This window comes from Streptomyces sp. NPDC001781, from assembly GCF_053596035.1.
In genome coordinates this window covers 19,376-35,609 of record NZ_JBSFFI010000036.1, presented here as the reverse complement: position 1 = coordinate 35,609, position 16,234 = coordinate 19,376, and the positions used below count along the sequence as shown (strand labels likewise).

Below are 16,234 nucleotides of genomic sequence, written 5' to 3'. Positions count from 1 at the left end.
AGACTCGGCCACCTCGCTTCCGTCTGCCACCCTATTGTCGTCCGCCGTCCCCTGTCGTTGATCGTGGAAGGCGCGCACACTGAGGTGAGGACCCTGGGGAGGGAGACTCCGGATGAGGTGCGCGAGGCCGTTCGGCCGGCTGCTGGACTCCCCCTGGCCCCGCTCCGGTGCCGCCGCGCTCGCGGGCGCACTGCCCGTGCTCGCGTTCCCGGCGCCCTCGCTGTGGTGGTTCGCCCATGTCGCCCTCCTGCCCTGGATCGCGCTGGCCCGTACCGCGCCGACCGGGCGCCGGGCGGCGCTCGACGGGTGGTGCGGCGGGCTCGGTTTCATGGTGGCCGTGCACCACTGGCTGCTGCCGAGCCTGCACGTGTTCCTCTTCCTGATAGCCGCGCTGCTGGGCGTGCTCTGGGCCCCGTGGGGCTGGCTGGTGCGCCGCTTCCTGGGCGGCACCCCCTCCCCGGCGCGTGCCTCGGCCGCTCTGCTCGTCCTGCCCTCGGCCTGGCTGGCGGTGGAACTGGTCCGTTCCTGGCAGGGTCTCGGCGGCCCCTGGGGCATGCTCGGCGCCACCCAGTGGCAGGTCGGACCGGCGCTGCGCCTCGCCTCGGTGGGCGGGGTGTGGCTGCTCAGCTTCCTGGTGGTCGCCGTCGACGTGGCACTGGCGGTGCTGCTCGTGGTCCCCGCCTCCCGTGTCCCCGCCGTCGCCTCCCTGGTCGCCACCGCCGCCGCGACGAGCGCCGCCTGGGCCTGGGCACCGCACGCGGACGTGGACGGGCGGGCACGCGTCGCGGTCGTCCAGCCGGGCGTGTACGCGGGTCCCGAGCGGCGGTTCGCGCGGGAGGAGGCGCTGACCCGTCAGTTGGCCGGCCGGGACGCCGACCTGGTCGTCTGGGGCGAGAGCAGCGTCGGCCACGACCTGGGCGCCCGCCCCGACCTGGCCCGCAGGATCGCCGCCCTGTCCCGGCTGACCGGCGCGGAGATCCTGGTGAACGTCGACGCCCGCCGCTCCGACCGCCCCGGCATCTACAAGAGTTCGGTCCTGATCGGCCCCGACGGCCCCACCGGCGACCGGTACGACAAGATGCGGCTGGTCCCGTTCGGTGAGTACATACCGGCCCGCGGCCTGCTCGGCTGGGCCACCTCGGTCGGGAAGGCGGCCGGAGAGGACCGGCACCGCGGCACGGAACAGGTGGTGATGGATGCCGGGCGCCTGCGCGTCGGCCCGCTGATCTGCTTCGAGACCGCTTTCCCCGACATGGGCCGCCACCTCACCGAGGACGGCGCCGACGTACTCCTCGGCCAGTCCGCCACCTCGTCCTTCCAGCGCAGTTGGGCCCCCGGCCAGCACGCCTCGCTGGCCGCGCTGCGGGCCGCCGAGACAGGACGTCCGATGGTGCACGCCACCCTGACCGGCGTCTCGGCGGTCTACGGCCCGGACGGCGAACGCGTCGGCCCCCGGCTCGGCACCGGCGCGAGCTCCGCCCGCGTGTACGACGTACCGCTGGCGCACGGCGTCACCCCTTACGTGCGGCACGGCGACTGGCCGGTGGACGGCGCACTGCTGGTGCTGGCCGTGCCGGCGGTGACGGAGGGCGTACGGGTGCTCAGGCCGCGCCGGAGGAGGCCTGAGCCGCTCGTACCACGCGCTCGCACAGCTCGTGGGTCGCCAGCGCATCACGTGCGCTGAGCGGTTCGCCCGCCCGGACGGCGTCGAGGAAGGTGAGGACGGCGCTCTCGATGCCGCGCTGCCGGGACACCGGGACCCAGTCGCCCCGGCGGCGCACGGTGGGCTGGCCCCGGTGGTCGATCACCTCGGCGAGGTTGACGACCTGGCGCTTGGTGTCCTGTCCGGAGACCTCGAGGATCTCCTCGGCCGAGCCGCTGAGCCGGTTCATCACGCCGAGAGCGGTGAAGCCGTCGCCGGAGAGCTGGAGCACGACGTGGTGGAGCAGCCCGCCCTCGGTACGGGCCCGCACCGTGACGTCGTCCACGGGGCCGGGGGCCAGGAAGCGCAGGGTGTCGACGACGTGGATGAAGTCGTCCAGGACCATCGTGCGCGGTTCCTCGGGGAGGCCCACCCGGTTCTTCTGGAGCAGGATCAGGTCGCGCGGGTGCTCCAGGACCTGGGCGTAGGCGGGGGCGTAGCGGCGGTTGAAGCCGACGAAGAGCGGCACGTCCTGGCGCTCGGCGAGCTCCACCAGCTTCTGGGAGTCGGTCAGTTCGTAGGCGAGGGGCTTGTCGACGTAGGTCGGGACCCCCGCTTCCAGGAGCCGGGTCACGATCTCAGGGTGGACGGCGGTGGGCGCGTGCACGAGAGCCGCGTCGAGCCCGGCGTCCAGCAGCGCGCCCAGCGTCTCGTGCCGCTGCCCGGCGGGCAGGCGGAGCGAGTCGCCCACGGCGGCGAGCGTGGCGGGGGTGCGGGTCTGGAGGTGGAGGTCGAGGCCGGGCTGGGAGCCGAGGACCGGCAGGTACGCCTTCCGCGCGATGTCGCCGAGTCCGATGCAGCCGACCTTCACGTGTCTTCTCCCTGCCCCTGTTCCGCGTTCTCGTTCTCGTTCTCGTTCTCGTTCTCGTTCTCGGAAGCATACGGCGGGCGCCGAGCGGCGACGGTACCGGGAAGCGCGGCGACGGCACCGCAGGCGGACCTTGGCACAGGACGGTCGCCGAGCCCGGACGAAGTACGGATCAGTCGGCGGCAGTTGCTCCGGAGAGGTGCTCGGCCGCCGGGCGCGCGTCACCCTGTGTCCGCGCCACGCCCTCCCCGTGGGGCGAGAGATCACTCGTGTGGGGCATCGTGGGCCCGTCGGAGGTGGATGGCGGGCGACGGGGTGCGCAGAGTGGGCGGGTGGATCGAACTTCGTCTGCCGCGGCGCTGCTGGTGGCCGTCACGACTCTGACCGGGTGTATGACCGTGCACGGGCCGGCGGTGCCCGCTTCGGGGCCTGGAGGCCCGCCCTCGCGGGCGGCGGCCGCCCGGCCGGACGGGAGCGCGCTGCCTCGCATGGACCAGGAGCCTGGCCAGGAGGCGCTGGAACGGACCGGGCCCTCCCCTCGTGCCGGGGAGCCGCACCGCCCGGTGCCCGCCGCCGTGCCGGAGTCCCGGCGCACCCCCGCCGCACCCGCCCCGCGCCCGGTGTACCCGGAGCGGCAGCGCACCGAGCCCCCGCGCGTGCCCCGCGCGGTGCCGCGGATCCCGAACGTGTGCGCGCTGGGCAAGAAGTACGGCGGCTGGCCCAGGAACAGCCCGCAGTCGGCCATCTGCGAGCGGGCGTACGGGCGTTAGTGCGTCGGTCGCTGTCTCGGCGGCCCCCAGCCCTCGCCCTCGGAGGGGCCGGTGTCGGGGAGGCGGAGTTCCAGGCGGGTGATCGCGGCCCGGACGCCGGTTCCGTAGCCGTCGTCGGGGAGGGTGTCGGCGGCGCGGCGGGCGCGGCGGAGGTGGGTGCGGGCGGCGTCGGCGCGGTCCAGCTTGAGGTAGTCGGCCGCGAGGCTGAGGTGCAGCGAGGGGTAGAAGCCACGCACGCTCGCCGGATCGGCGCCTGGGCGGCCGTCGGTCAGTTCGTCGGCCGCCGACAACGCCCTGAGATCCCAGGCGAGCTCGTCCACCGGGTCGTCCTGGGTGTCGGCCAGGTAGTGGGCGAGGGTGCAGCGGTGCAGCGGGTCGCCGGACTCCGCCGCCTCGGCCCACAGCTCGAGCAGCCTGCGCCGGGCCTCCTCGCGGTCGCCGCCGCGGTGCAGCATCACGGTCTGCCCGATCCGGGTGAGCAGGGCGTCGGGCGCCGTCTGTTCCTGTCGCTCCGCCACCGCGCCCTCCGGACCCGTCTTCCGGCCGCTCGTCGGCCGTCCGCCACCGACGCTAACCGCAGCCGGCGGCGATTCCGGGCAGGCGGCCCCGCACGGGACGGTGAGACCGCCTGCCCGGTCCCCGGTCAGCCCAGGTCGGGGATGCGCCAGTCGATCGGCTCGTGGCCCTGCGCGGCGACGGCCTCGTCGATCCGGGTGAAGGGGCGGGAGCCGAAGAACTTCTTCGCGGAGAGCGGCGAGGGGTGCGCGCCCTTGACCACCACGTGCCGCGTCTCGTCGATCAGCGGCAGCTTCTTCTGGGCGTAGTTCCCCCACAGCACGAAGACCGCAGGGTCGGGACGGGAGGCCACCGCGCGGATCACCGCGTCCGTGAACTTCTCCCAGCCCTTGCCCTTGTGCGAGTTCGCCTCACCGGCGCGGACGGTGAGCACCGCGTTGAGCAGCAGGACGCCCTGTTCGGCCCACGGCATCAGATAGCCGTTGTCCGGGACGGGCAGGCCGAGCTCCTCGCGCATCTCCTTGTAGATGTTCCGCAGCGACGGCGGGGTCTTCACACCGGGCCGCACCGAGAAGCACAGCCCGTGGCCCTGGCCCTCGCCGTGGTACGGGTCCTGGCCGAGCACGAGCACCTTGACCTTGTCGTACGGTGTCGCGTCCAGCGCTGCGAAGACCTCCTCGCGCGGCGGGTAGACGGGACCCTTCGCCCGCTCCTCCTCGACGAACTCCGTCAGCTCCTTGAAGTACGGCTGCTGGAGCTCGTCGCCCAGAACGCCCTGCCAGGACTCGGGCAGCATGGCGATGTCGGTCACGTCGGTCCCTTAACGATCGGCGGTCACTTCCCAGGCCTCAGAACCTACAGGCGACCACTGACAACGCCGAGGGCAGGCCGCTCACCAGCTCGTCTTCCGGTTGAGCTCCCACATCATCATGATCGTCGAGGGGTCGAGAGCCTGCTCTCCGCCGGAGATGTCCACGCTCGCGGCGATGTACTGGCGCCCCTGCCAGAGCGGGATCAGCCGGGCGTCGTCCACCATGATCCGCTGGGCGGCCGTCAGGTCCTTCACCACCTCGGCCCGGTTCCCCTGCGCCCGCGACCGTGGCAGCAGCTCACCGGTGATCCTCTTGCTCACGTACGGGGTGCCGAGCGCGTTGTGCTCGCCGACGAAGGGCGCGATGAAGTTGTCCGCGTCGGGGAAGTCCGGGAACCAGCCCCGGCCGAAGACCGGGTACTCGCCCTTCTGGTAGCCGGTGACGTAGGTCTTCCAGGGGCGGGCGCGCAGGGTGATGGTGAACAGCCCGGAGCCCTCCAGTTGCCGCTTCAGCTCCCGGAACATCACTTTCGTCTCGGAGCCGTAGCGGTCGGAGGTGTACCAGAAGGTGAGCGGGACGCGCTGTCTGACGCCCGCCTCGGCGAGGATCGCGCGGGCCTTGCCGGCGCTGGGTTCGCCGAAGGTGTCGAAGTAGGAGGTGGTGTGCCCGGTCAGGCCCTTGGGGACCATCGAGTACAGCGGTTCGACGGTGTCCCGGTACACCTTGTGCACGATGGCTCCCCGGTCCACGACCTGGGCTATGGCCTTGCGGACGGCGACGTTCCCGGCCCACGGGTCCTTGGGGTTGAACACCAGGTAGCTGATGTCGGTGCCGGTGCCGTCGACCAGTTGCAGTCCGGCCGGGGACTGCTGCTGGAGGGTGAGGATGTCGTGCGCGGCGAGTCCCCGGTAGGTGACGTCGATCCGCTTGTCGCGCAGTGCCTGGACCATCGCGGCGGAGTCCTGGAAGTACCGGATGGTCACCGCCTTGTTCTCCCGCTCGGCGAAGCCCTCGTACCGGTCGTTGCGCACCAGCACGGCCTGCTTGCCCTCGTCGTAGGACTTCAGCCGGTACGGGCCGGAGCCGTACACGTCGCCGTCCTGGCGCAGCGAGTTGGCGGGGTACTCGCGCGGGTCGACGAGGGACATGGCGGGGGTGGCGAGCACGAACGGGAAGGTGGCGTCGGGCTTCTTCAGATGGAAGACGACCTCGCGCGCGCCGGTGGTCTGCACCCGGTCCAGCCCCTCCAGCAGTCCGGCGGGGCCGCTCGGGGCGTTGATGGTGCGGATGCGGTCGATGGAGTGCCGGACCGCCTCGGCGTCGAGCGGGTGGCCGTCGGCGAACTTCAGCCCGGAACGAAGCCTGCAGCGGTAGGTGCGGCTGGTGGAGTCGGTGAAGGAGCAGCTCTCGGCGGCGTCCGGCTGGGGGGTGGTCGCGCCGTTCGGGTAGGCGAGGAGGGTCTGGTAGACGTTGCGGAACAGTTCCCAGGAGCCGTCCCAGGCGCCCGCCGGGTCCAGGGTGCTCGGCGCGCTGGTCGTCCCCACCACGATCGGGCTGCTGTCGTCAGGGCCGCCGCCGGAGAGCAATCCGCAGCCGGGCAGCAGGGTGATGAGGGAGGTCAGGGACACGGCCGCCGCGACCCTGCGCCGGACTCTGTTCCGCTTGAACACGCGCACGCTCCTCGATCCGCCGTACCAAGGTCGGCAGACCATACCGCAGCACCGGACCTCGTGAACCTCCCCTGAAACATGGGGTGTTGATCGACTCAGGATGACTACGTTGTCAGGCCGCGGACCCGCCGGGAAAGCGCACGGGCGCCGCTCCCCCGAAGGGGAGCGGCGCCCGTGGTGGCGTCGGCCGGGCGGGGTCAGCCCACCCCGGCGTTGAGGAAGATGCCCCCGTCCACGACGAGCGTCTGACCGGTGACCCAGTCGGACTGCGCGGAGGTGAGGAAGGCCGCCGCCCCGCCGATGTCGGAGGGGACGCCGAGCCGGCCGAGCGGATAGGCGGCGGCCGCCTCCTCCTCCCGGCCCTCGTACAGGGCCTCGGCGAACTTGGTCTTCACGACCGCCGGGGCGATCGCGTTGACCCGCACCCTGGGTGCGAACTCGTGCGCGAGCTGCTGGGTCAGGTTGATCATCGCGGCCTTGCTCACGCCGTACGCGCCGATGAACGGCGAGGGCGCGATTCCGGCGACGGAGGCGATGTTGACGATCGCGCCGCCGTTCTCCCGCTGCCAGGCGTGCCAGGTCTTCTGGGCGAAGCCCAGCGCCGAGATCACATTGGTCTCGAAAACCTTGCGGGCCACGTCCAGGTCGACGTCGGCCATGGGGCCGAAGACCGGGTTGGTGCCCGCGTTGTTGACCAGGTAGTCGACGCGGCCGAACACGTCCATGGCGCGTTCGACGGCCTCGGTCTGGTGGGCGAGGTCGTGGGCCTTGCCGGCGACGCCGATGACGCGATCGGCGCCGAGCCGCTCGACGGCCTCCTTCAGCGCCTCCTCGTTGCGGCCGGTGATGACCACGCGGTCACCGCGCGCCACCAGGGCCTCAGCGACGCCGTAGCCGATGCCCCGGCTGGCGCCCGTGACGAGCGCGGCCTTGCCGGAGAGTGCGGGGAGTTCAGTCATGTCCGTGTGCTCCAGGTTCTTCGGGGTGCGGACCGGCCAGGGTCTTTCGTCCGGATCGGGCCGGATCAGGGAGCAGGGCCCGGTGCCGTGCCCCGCGAGGCGGAGGAGGGCGTCATGGCGGAGCCATGGCAACCCACGGCAACGCCGCGAGAGACGGCACCGGACCCCGCGTCCCGCGCCGTGATCCGCCGGATGGGCCCTGGTGCTGTGACCGGAAGGGTTTGCCGGAAAGCTCGCGGCGTCCGGTGCGGTGCATCGCAAGGCGGAGCACCGCCCGCGTACGGGATGTACTCGGGCGACGCGACAACGCGGCGAGGTGCCGTGCCGGACGCCGCGAGCCGGTGAACCTTCCCGGTCACCGCACTAGTCGAGCGGTCCGCCCGCGACGTACAGCACCTGGCCGGAGACGAATCCGGCCGCCTCGCCGGTGAAGAAGGCGATGGCGTTGGCGATGTCCTCGGGCTCACCGACGCGCTGGACCGGGATCTGGGTGGCGGCGGCCTTCTTGAAGTCGTCGAAGCCCATGCCCACGCGGTCGGCGGTGGCCTTGGTCATCTCGGTGGCGATGAAGCCGGGGGCGACGGCGTTGGCGGTGATGCCGAACTTGCCCAGCTCGATGGCGAGGGTCTTGGTGAAGCCCTGCAGGCCCGCCTTGGCGGCCGAGTAGTTGGCCTGACCGCGGTTGCCGAGCGCGGAGGAGGAGGACAGGTTGACGACCCGGCCGAAGCCCGCGTCCACCATGTGCTTCTGCACTGCCTTGGTCATCAGGAACGAGCCGCGCAGGTGCACGCCGAGCACGGTGTCCCAGTCGGACACGCTCATCTTGAACAGCAGGTTGTCGCGGAGCACACCGGCGTTGTTGACCAGGATGGTGGGCGCGCCCAGTTCCTCCGCGATCCGCGCGACGGCGGCCTCGACCTGCGCCTCGTCGGAGACGTCCGCGCCGACCGCGAGGGCCTTGCCGCCCGCCGAGGTGATCTTCTCGACGGTGTCCTTGCAGGCGGCCTCGTCCAGGTCGACGACGGCGACGGCGTGACCCTCGGCGGCCAGCCGGACGGCGGTGGCGGCACCGATGCCGCGCGCCGCGCCGGTGACCACAGCGACCCGCTGTTCAGTGGTGGACATTGCTGCTTCTCCTCGCCCTTGAGAGAACCCGGCGGGTCCGGACCGGACCCGCCGTGCGGTGAGCGACCGCTTAGTACCTTCAGCACCCGTGACGCTAGAAGCCCTGGCACCCGGTGTCAACGGGACACCGGGTGGTGTGATCCATTACCTCACCAGGAGGTCCAGCAGACGCTCCGTCTCGGCCACCGGGTCGGCGGTCAGGCCGGTGTGCACCGGTCCGGGCCGCACCACCGTGGAGCGGGGCGCGATCAGCCAGCGGAAACGCCGCCCGGCGTCGTCGCCGGCCGCCTGCCCGGCCTCCGCCCCGCCCGCGCAGATCCGCTCCACGGCGCCGAGCGCGGCGCGCACCCCTGCGACGTCGGCGTCCGGGTCGAGCGCGAGCAGCCGGGCCTCGTCCAAGTGGGTGCGGGCGCCGACGTAGCCCCGGGCTCGGCAGTAGACGATCACACCCGCGTTGATCCGCTCGCCGCGCTCCACGCGGGGCACGACCCGCAGCAGGGCGTACTCGTACACCTCGCGGTCCCCGCCCTGGCCGCCCCGGATGATGTGGCGCTCGACCACACTTCCGGCCATGTGAATGTGGTGCTCGCTCACTTGCTCTCCTTCAGGCCCGCGATGCGTTCGTGGACGGTGCCCGCGCGGGCGAGCAGCGGGCGCGCGTAGGCACGGCGCAGGTCGTCGGGGGTGTCGAAACCGGGCTCGTCGGCCAGCCAGGCGTCGGGGATCTGGGCGGTGACCTCGGCGAGCAGGTCCTCGGTGACCAGGGGGGCCAGGCCGGCCGCGGCGGCGGTGACGTCGGGGGCGAAGCGGGCGAGGGCGTGGTCGGCCGCGTCGTAGGGCCGGGCGGCGGAGGCGTCCACGGAAGGCCAGTTGTGGTGCCAGATCATGGTGGCGCCGTGGTCGATGAGCCACAGCCCGCCTCCCTGCACCAGGAGGTTGGGGTTGCGCCAGGAGCGGTCGACGTTGTTGACCAGCGCGTCGAACCAGACGATCCGGCCCGCCTCCTCGGGGTCGGCGGGGAAGGCCAGCGGGTCGTAGCCGAGGGCGCCGGAGAGGAATTCCATGCCGAGGTTGGCGCCGCCGCTGGCCCGCAGCAGGTCCTGCACCTGCCGCTCGGGCTCGCCCAGTCCGAGCACGGGGTCCAGCCCGACGGTCACCAGGCCGGGCACCCGGAATCCGAGCCGCCGGGCGAGTTCCCCGCAGACCACCTCGGCGACCAGGGTCTTGCGGCCCTGCCCGGCGCCGGTGAACTTCAGGACGTAGAGCCCGAGGTCGTCGGCCTCGACGAGCCCCGGCAGCGAGCCGCCCTCACGCAGGGGCGTGACGAACCGGGTGGCGGTGACTTCGGTGAGCATCCGCCCAGGCTATCCCGCGTACGACGCCGCGCCCCGCCCCCGTTCCGGCTTCTCCCGGCAGTATCGGCCCATGACGAACACCGTGCCGCGGATCAACGCCCTCGTCGTCGACGCCACCGACCCCGAGTCGTTCGCCGCGTTCTGGTCCGGGCTGCTCGGCGGGCCGGTCGGGGGCCGCACGGGCCCGTACGTGTGGTTGCGGCGGGAGGACGGCCTGGGCCTGGGGTTCCAGCGGGCGGACGGCCCCAGGGCGGGCGAGAACCGGATGCACTTCGACGTCACCGCCGTCGGCCCGGCCGTCGGGCAGCAGCGCGTCGAGTCGCTGGGCGGGCGCCGGCTGACGGAGTACGACGAGGGCGGGTTCCTGGTGACGGCGGACCCGGAGGGCGACGAGTTCCGCGTCATCCCCGACGGCCCCTTCGAGCTGGACGACGACGGCCGCGCCCACTACCTCGGCTGACCCGCCGCCCCTACGATCGGCGGCGCACCCCTCCCGGCCGTACGACCGTCAGGAGCACCATGGAGACCTCGCCCTCCGCGGCCCCGCACCGGCTGAACCCCGCCGGGGGCTGCCCGCACGCCGACAACGCCCGCCTGCTGGCCCTCGGCGCGGTGGCGCCCGTCGAACTGCCGGGCGGAATTGAGGGGATGGCCGTCCTGGGCCACGACGCGCTGCGGGAGTTCCTCCAGCATCCCGAGGTGGCGAAGGACGTGAGGCACTTCAAGGCACTGCGCGAGGGCCGGATCGCACCGGGCTGGCCGCTGCGGACGTTCGCCACCGTGCGCGGCATGACCACGGCGGACGGGGCGGACCACCGGCGGTTGCGGTCCCTGGTCAGCCGGGCCTTCACCCCGCGCCGGGTGGAGGGCCTCCGGCCGCGCGTCGAGGAGCTGACCGACGCGCTGCTGGACGGTCTCGGGGCGGCGGACGGCGTGGTCGACCTCCGGCAGCGCTTCGCACTGCCCCTGCCGATGGGCGTCATCTGTGAACTCCTCGGTGTGGAGGAGCGGTTCCGGGACCGTCTGCACCGGCTCAGCAACCAGGTGGTGGCCACCGACATCGGACCGGAGGCCGCGCTCGCCGCCAACCGCGAACTCGTCGCCGTCCTGGCCGAGATGGCCGCCGGCAAGGCCGCGCACCCCGGCGACGACCTGACCGGCGCCCTCATCGCCGCCCGGGACGAGGGCGGTGACCGGCTCGGGCAGGAGGAGCTGATCGGCACGCTGGTGCTGCTGATCGTGGCCGGGCACGAGACCACCCTGAACCTGATCACCAACGCCGTGCGCGCCCTGTGCGCCCACCGCGACCAGCTCGCCCTGGTCCGTTCCGGGACGGCGAGCTGGGCCGACGTGGTGGAGGAGACCCTGCGCTGGGACTCCCCGGTGAGCTACTTCCCGTTCCGCTACCCGGTACGGGACCTCATCGTCGGCGGTACGAAGATCCCGGCGGGCACTCCGGTCCTGGCCGGCTACTCCGCCGCCGGACGCGACACGGCGGCACACGGCCCGGATGCCGACCGCTTCGACGTCACACGCCCGGCCCGCGCCGACGCCGTGCGCGGCCTGTCGCTGGGGCACGGCGCCCACTACTGCCTGGGCGCTCCGCTGGCCCGGCTGGAGGCGACGGTCGCGCTGGAGCGGCTGTTCGCCCGCTTCCCGGGCCTCGAGGTGGCCGTGCCGGATGAGGACTTGCCGCGGCATGCCAGCTTCGTGGGCAACAGTGTGCGGGAGTTGCCGGTGCGTCTCAGCGCTCGGGTGCCGCCTGGAGGGACGGCAGGGTGAGGTGCCACCACTCGGCCAGGCGGGCGGTGATGGTGGCGGTGCCCTCCAGCGCCTCGGTCAGTGAGCAGAGGCCGAAGAACGCGCGCACCAGGGCGCGGGCGGTGGGTGCGGGGCGGACATGCGGGGCCAGCTGTCCGGTCGCCCGCGCCTGGGCCAGCAGGCGGGTGGCGGCGGCGGTCCAGAGGGCGAAGGGGTCGGGCAGCGTGGCGTTGATGACGTCACGTTCGGCCCAGAGCCTCGCGCCCCCGCGCGTCACGGGGTCCTCGGCCAGGGCTTCGGCGATGTCGTAACTCAGTGCGACGAGCCGGACCATCGGCGGGACCGTGTCGTTCGTGTACCGGGCGGCGAGCCCGGGCCAGGTGGCGAAACGATCCTGGACGACGGCGAGGGCGATGCCCTCCTTGCTCGCGTAGTGGAAGTACACGGCACCGCTCGTCTTTCCCGACCTGCTGCTTATGTCGTTGACGCTGGTGCCCGCGTACCCGCGTTCGGCGAAGAGGGAGGCGGCGGCCTCCAGGAGTGACCGGCGCGTTGCCCTGGCGCGTTCCTGCAACGTCCCGTCCACCCTCGCTCAGCGTTCCCGACGCCGAAGAATGTAGTGCGCCCGCGTGCGCCGGGAGCGGGCGGCAGCCAGACTCGCGCGGTAATTGCGCCTTTCTTTCGAGGATGAACGCGCGCGAGTGGTAAACGGTGCGCAACCCCACCGTTTCGGTGCTTCGCAGCGAGAGCGTCGGCTTCGGACACGGGAGTCGGCACGGACGTGAGCATTCTTCAACTGTGCTGTGACGCAATGTCGTTGAACACCGCGGCGACCAGTCCCGCCGCCGGCCGCGCCGGGTGCGCATACACCCCTGAACCCCGCACCGTCGATAACTCTTTGTAGTCATTTCCTCACTTTGTGCTCCAAAATAACGTAGCGGCCACGATGTTTCCGTTTCCCGCTCTATGTCGGGAATGCCCGCTACAGGGAGGTCATTGTGTCCACCACGGGCCATCATCTGCTGGGCTGGTCCCCCAAGGCCGTCGTCTTCGACTGCGACGGCACGCTGATGGACAGCGAACGCCACTGGCAGGAGGCCCGTGGCCGGGCCTTCCGGGGCTTCGGCCTCCAGACGCCGCCCGGCTTCGCCGACCAGGCCAAGGGGGTGCACTACGCCGACTGCGGGCGGCTGATGGCCGAGGCGGTGCACAAGCCGGAACTGACCGCCGACCTGACCACGGCCCTCCTCCACCACTTCCTCGACCTCGTCGAGGACGACCCCGTGACGATGCCGGGCGCCGTCGACCTCGTACGGCTGCTCTCCGGGAAGCTCCCGATGGCCGTGGCGAGCAACTGCCCCTCCGAGGTGGTGGAGGCGAGCCTCGAACGGGCCGGTCTGCGCGCCCACTTCGAGCACATCGTCGTCCCCTCCGCCGCCCCGGCCGGCGACGCGGGCACGGTCCGCCCCAAGCCGTGGCCCGACGTGTACGAGAGGGCGGCGAAGCTGTGCGGGGTCGGGGCGGAGGAGGCGCTGGCCGTCGAGGACTCGCTGACCGGGGTGGAGTCGGCCCGCCGTGCCCGGCTGCGCGTGCTGGGGGTCGGCCCCCGGCCGGACGGCGACGACGCCCAGCGGGCCGACCTGTGGGTACCGGCCCTGCACACACCGGAGTTGCTGTCCTGGGTGCACACCTGGGCGCTATGCGCGGGGAGTTGATCCGGGCCCGGCTCTTACGCCGTCCTCATGCCGGGGCGGCGAGGATCGGGGCCGTCGGTGAACGTCAGGTGCCACGGGGCCGTACCCCTGGACAGATCAAGAACGCTCACCCCGGCGGAAGGAAACGCCCATGACCAGCGCGACACCCCGACCCGACACCGGCCCGGACCGGCGTACCGTGATCGCGGCCGCGGGAGCGGCCGGCCTCAGCGTGGCGCTGGCGGCGTGCGGTTCGGGGGACGGCGGCTCGGACGCGGCCGGCTCCGGTTCCGCCGGGGACGCTCTCGCCAGGACGGCTGACATCCCCGAGGGCGGCGGCAAGATCTTCAAGGATCAGGGTGTGGTGGTCACCCAGCCCAGCGCGGGCACGTACAAGGCGTTCTCCGCCAAGTGCACGCACCAGGGCTGCGCGGTGAGCAGTGTCGCGGACGGCGTGATCGTCTGCCCGTGCCACAAGAGCCACTTCTCGGTGGCCGACGGCAGCGTGAAGCAGGGGCCGGCCACGGCTCCGCTGCCCGAGCAGAAGATCAGCGTGTCCGGCGACGAGATCAAGCTGGCCTGACCGGGAAAGGGGGGTAAGCATGGCCGTCAGGCAACAGCGCCGGGGCAGGAAGATCATGATGACGCCCGGCGAGCTGGACGAGTTCCTCGGCAGCCAGCGCACCTGCCGGGTGGCCACCGTCTCGGCGGACGGCACCCCGCATGTGAGCGCGCTGTGGTTCGCCTGGGACGGTACCTCGCTCTGGCTCTACTCCGTGGTGCGCAGCAGACGTTGGGCACAGCTCCGGCAGGACGCGCGGGTGGCGGTGGTCGTCGACTCGGGTGAGGAGTACGACCAGTTGCGCGGGGCGGAGCTGTCCGGGCGGGTGGCGTTCGTGGGCGAGGTGCCCCGCACGGGGGAGCTGTGCGCCGAACTCGACACGCCGGAGACGCTGTTCGCACGGAAGTACTTCGGCATGGACGAGATGCCGCACGACGGCCGGCACGCCTGGGCCCGGCTCACACCGGAGAAGGTCGTGTCCTGGGACTTCCGCAAGCTCGGCGGGCACTGAGGGTTCAGCGCGGCCGCGCGGCCGCGGTGCGCAGGGCGTCGACGGCGGCCCGGATCGAGGGCCGCCGGTCGGCGTCCGCGCGCCACAGCACGTAGACGTGCCGACGCACCCGCTGCCTGAGCGGGACCAGGACGACCCCGGGCGGTACGGGGTCGCGGCCCAGCAGGGGCGCGATGCAGACCCCGAGCCCGGCGGCGACCAGCGCGAGCTGGGTGTGGGTCTCGCCCGCGCGGTGGCCGACGATGGGTTCTACGCCCTTGGAGCGCAGGGTGAACAACAGCCACTCGTGGCAGAACTCGCCCTCGCCCCAGGTGATCCACTCGTCCTCGGCGAACTCGGCGAGATCGACCTCGTCCCGGTCCGCCAGCGGGTGACCCGAGGGCAGGGCGACCTCGGCCGGGTCGTCCAGCAGGGGTTCCTTGACCAGGCCGTCCGGCACCGGCATCGGCTTGTTGTACCAGTCCAGGACGACCGCGAGGTCCAGGTCGCGGCGTGCGACCCCGGCGACGCCGAGTTCCGGCTCCAGCTCGCAGGAGCGGAGCCGCAGGGCGGGGTGCCGGGCGCGAAGGGCGGCGAGCGCGGCGGGGAAGAGGCCGCGGGCGGCGGTGGGGAAGGCGGACATCCTCAGATCCCCGGCGACCTGGCCCCGGTGGGCCTCCAGGTCGGACTGGGCCAGCTCGACCTGGGAGAGGATGCGGGCCGCGTGCTCGGACAGCAGGCGACCGGCGTCGGTGAGGCGCACTCCGCGCCCGTTCTTGGCGAGCAACCGCTGTCCGGCCTCCCGCTCCAGCTTGCCGAGCTGCTGGGACACCGCGGAGGTGGTCACGTGCAGCGCCTCGGCCGCCGCGCTGACCGAGCCGTGCCGGGCGAAGGCGTGCAGGGTCCGCAGACGCTCCAGGTTCAACATGTAAGCGATCCTAAATGGTACCGCGCTCGAATTCTCGATTGTGCTAAGAAGTTGCGTCCAGCATCTTTGACGGCATGAGCACGGTCATCCCTTCGCGGACCCAGTCCCCCGCAGCCACCACCCTCCCGGCCCCCGCACGCCCGCCCCGCCTGCTCGACTGGCGGCTGCGCTTCGGCGTGCTGTCCCTGATCTGGGGCTTCAGCTTCCTCCTGATCAAGGTCGGCACCGGCGCCTACGCCCCCTTCCAGGTCACCCTGGGCCGCCTGCTGTTCGGCACGCTGGTGCTCGTGGCGGCCATGGCCGTGAAGCGGGAGCGGCTGCCGCGGGGCGCTCGCACCTGGGCCCACCTCGCGGTGGCCGCGTTCTTCCTGAACGCCCTTCCCTTCTCGCTGTTCGCCTTCACCGAGCTGACGATCCCCTCCACGCTGGCCGGCATCTGCAACGCCACCTCCCCGCTGTGGGGCATGGCCCTCTCCCTGGTCGCCCTCTCCGAGGACCGCCCCACCCGCGTCCGCGTCGCGGGACTCGGCCTCGGCTTCCTCGGCGTCCTGACCGTCCTCGGCGCCTGGCAGGGATTCCACGGTCTTGACGCCCGGGGCACCGCACTGGCCCTTCTGGCCTCCCTGAGCTACCCGGTCGGCTGGATCCACGTCCGCCGCACTCTGGCCGGCACGGCCGGCTCCCACCTGTCGATGACCGGCGCGCAGCTTCTCCTCGCCACTCTGCAACTCGCTCTGGTCACACCGCTGTTCACCACCGCTCCGGCGAGCTTCCCGGTGGTGCCCCTGCTGGCGATCGCCGCCCTGGGCGCCCTCGGCACCGGCGTCGCCATGCTGGTCCAGTACGGCCTCGTCGCCGAGGTCGGCCCCACCACGGCCCAGATGGTCACCTACTTCGTCCCGGTGATCGCCACGGCGGCCGGGGTGACGGTCCTCGGTGAGTCCCTCCGGTGGACCACACCGGTGGGCGCGGCGATCGTCATCGCGGGGGCGGCACTGACGCAGTTCAGGCGCGGAGCGGCGGCAGCGAAGTAGCGCCCCCGGGTCCCGGAGGGCGGCCTGCGAGCAGCCACGCCGGCCGGA

18 protein-coding genes are annotated in these 16,234 nt (G+C 72.5%); 8 read left to right on the top strand and 10 right to left on the bottom strand.

Features of this window, described 5'->3' with window-relative positions; all coding sequences use genetic code 11:
- The first annotated feature begins 112 nt into the window (after nucleotides 1–112).
- Complete coding sequence (lnt, locus tag ACWCV3_RS25710; protein ID WP_451228640.1) at nucleotides 113–1,684, top strand: apolipoprotein N-acyltransferase; 1,572 nt, start codon at nucleotides 113–115, stop codon at nucleotides 1,682–1,684.
- On the opposite strand, the gene ACWCV3_RS25705 is transcribed toward lnt, so the two are convergent.
- Entirely contained in the window at nucleotides 1,602–2,513 is a 912-nt protein-coding gene (locus ACWCV3_RS25705) for a Gfo/Idh/MocA family protein (protein ID WP_451228637.1), read from the bottom strand. The two genes, lnt and ACWCV3_RS25705, sit on opposite strands and share 83 nt — an antisense overlap.
- A gap of 485 nt (nucleotides 2,514–2,998) precedes the next feature.
- Between ACWCV3_RS25705 and ACWCV3_RS25700 the strand changes: the two genes are divergently transcribed.
- On the top strand, nucleotides 2,999–3,280 hold the full coding sequence (locus ACWCV3_RS25700) for a hypothetical protein (RefSeq protein WP_451228634.1): 282 nt from the start codon (nucleotides 2,999–3,001) through the stop codon (nucleotides 3,278–3,280).
- On the opposite strand, the gene ACWCV3_RS25695 is transcribed toward ACWCV3_RS25700, so the two are convergent.
- The 7 genes from ACWCV3_RS25695 to ACWCV3_RS25665 form a co-directional block, all read right to left on the bottom strand.
- A complete protein-coding gene (locus tag ACWCV3_RS25695) occupies nucleotides 3,277–3,798 on the bottom strand; it encodes a hypothetical protein (protein ID WP_451228632.1) in 522 nt (173 codons plus the stop codon). The genes ACWCV3_RS25700 and ACWCV3_RS25695 overlap by 4 nt on opposite strands.
- Nucleotides 3,799–3,923: 125 nt before the next feature.
- On the bottom strand, nucleotides 3,924–4,607 hold the full coding sequence (gene ung / locus ACWCV3_RS25690; RefSeq protein WP_451228629.1) for a uracil-DNA glycosylase: 684 nt from the start codon (nucleotides 4,605–4,607) through the stop codon (nucleotides 3,924–3,926).
- 81 nt (nucleotides 4,608–4,688) lie between these two features.
- Nucleotides 4,689–6,278, bottom strand: coding sequence for an ABC transporter substrate-binding protein (locus ACWCV3_RS25685; protein WP_451228626.1), 1,590 nt, complete (start codon nucleotides 6,276–6,278; stop codon nucleotides 4,689–4,691).
- Nucleotides 6,279–6,475: 197 nt separating this feature from the next.
- Entirely contained in the window at nucleotides 6,476–7,237 is a 762-nt protein-coding gene (locus tag ACWCV3_RS25680) for an SDR family oxidoreductase (RefSeq protein ID WP_451228623.1), read from the bottom strand.
- A 363-nt stretch (nucleotides 7,238–7,600) separates the two neighbouring features.
- Complete coding sequence (gene fabG / locus ACWCV3_RS25675) at nucleotides 7,601–8,362, bottom strand: 3-oxoacyl-ACP reductase FabG (protein WP_030808836.1); 762 nt, start codon at nucleotides 8,360–8,362, stop codon at nucleotides 7,601–7,603.
- 144 nt (nucleotides 8,363–8,506) lie between these two features.
- Nucleotides 8,507–8,956 (bottom strand): DUF3037 domain-containing protein, encoded by a 450-nt coding sequence (locus ACWCV3_RS25670; protein WP_451228620.1) that lies wholly within the window; start codon nucleotides 8,954–8,956, stop codon nucleotides 8,507–8,509.
- Nucleotides 8,953–9,717, bottom strand: coding sequence for a HipA family kinase (locus ACWCV3_RS25665; protein ID WP_451228617.1), 765 nt, complete (start codon nucleotides 9,715–9,717; stop codon nucleotides 8,953–8,955). Before ACWCV3_RS25665 ends, ACWCV3_RS25670 begins: the two co-directional genes overlap by 4 nt.
- Before the next feature lie 70 nt (nucleotides 9,718–9,787).
- On the opposite strand from ACWCV3_RS25665, the gene ACWCV3_RS25660 reads away from it, so the two are divergent.
- Together ACWCV3_RS25660 and ACWCV3_RS25655 are read left to right on the top strand one after the other, a co-directional pair.
- A complete protein-coding gene (locus tag ACWCV3_RS25660) occupies nucleotides 9,788–10,177 on the top strand; it encodes a VOC family protein (protein WP_451228614.1) in 390 nt (129 codons plus the stop codon).
- 59 nt (nucleotides 10,178–10,236) lie between these two features.
- Complete coding sequence (locus ACWCV3_RS25655; RefSeq protein WP_451228612.1) at nucleotides 10,237–11,499, top strand: cytochrome P450 family protein; 1,263 nt, start codon at nucleotides 10,237–10,239, stop codon at nucleotides 11,497–11,499.
- Here the strand turns inward: ACWCV3_RS25655 and ACWCV3_RS25650 are convergent.
- A complete protein-coding gene (locus tag ACWCV3_RS25650) occupies nucleotides 11,462–12,064 on the bottom strand; it encodes a ScbR family autoregulator-binding transcription factor (protein ID WP_451228609.1) in 603 nt (200 codons plus the stop codon). The two genes, ACWCV3_RS25655 and ACWCV3_RS25650, sit on opposite strands and share 38 nt — an antisense overlap.
- Before the next feature lie 412 nt (nucleotides 12,065–12,476).
- On the opposite strand from ACWCV3_RS25650, the gene ACWCV3_RS25645 reads away from it, so the two are divergent.
- The 3 genes from ACWCV3_RS25645 (at nucleotide 12,477) to ACWCV3_RS25635 (ending at nucleotide 14,245) form a co-directional block, all read left to right on the top strand.
- Nucleotides 12,477–13,193, top strand: coding sequence for an HAD family hydrolase (locus ACWCV3_RS25645; RefSeq protein ID WP_451228606.1), 717 nt, complete (start codon nucleotides 12,477–12,479; stop codon nucleotides 13,191–13,193).
- 130 nt (nucleotides 13,194–13,323) lie between these two features.
- The gene (locus ACWCV3_RS25640; protein ID WP_451228603.1) at nucleotides 13,324–13,755 is read left to right on the top strand and encodes a Rieske 2Fe-2S domain-containing protein; all 432 of its coding nucleotides are present in this window, start codon (nucleotides 13,324–13,326) and stop codon (nucleotides 13,753–13,755) included.
- 19 nt (nucleotides 13,756–13,774) lie between these two features.
- Nucleotides 13,775–14,245 carry a pyridoxamine 5'-phosphate oxidase family protein gene (locus ACWCV3_RS25635; protein ID WP_451228600.1) on the top strand — a complete coding sequence of 157 codons (471 nt, stop codon included), beginning with the start codon at nucleotides 13,775–13,777 and terminating at the stop codon, nucleotides 14,243–14,245.
- Nucleotides 14,246–14,249: 4 nt separating this feature from the next.
- Here ACWCV3_RS25635 and ACWCV3_RS25630 read toward each other — a convergent pair whose 3' ends face one another.
- Nucleotides 14,250–15,152: a LysR family transcriptional regulator gene (locus ACWCV3_RS25630; RefSeq protein WP_451228597.1), complete on the bottom strand. Its 903-nt coding sequence runs from the start codon at nucleotides 15,150–15,152 to the stop codon at nucleotides 14,250–14,252.
- Nucleotides 15,153–15,226: 74 nt separating this feature from the next.
- Between ACWCV3_RS25630 and ACWCV3_RS25625 the strand changes: the two genes are divergently transcribed.
- Nucleotides 15,227–16,186 (top strand): DMT family transporter, encoded by a 960-nt coding sequence (locus ACWCV3_RS25625; protein WP_451228594.1) that lies wholly within the window; start codon nucleotides 15,227–15,229, stop codon nucleotides 16,184–16,186.
- Nucleotides 16,187–16,234: the final 48 nt, after the last annotated feature.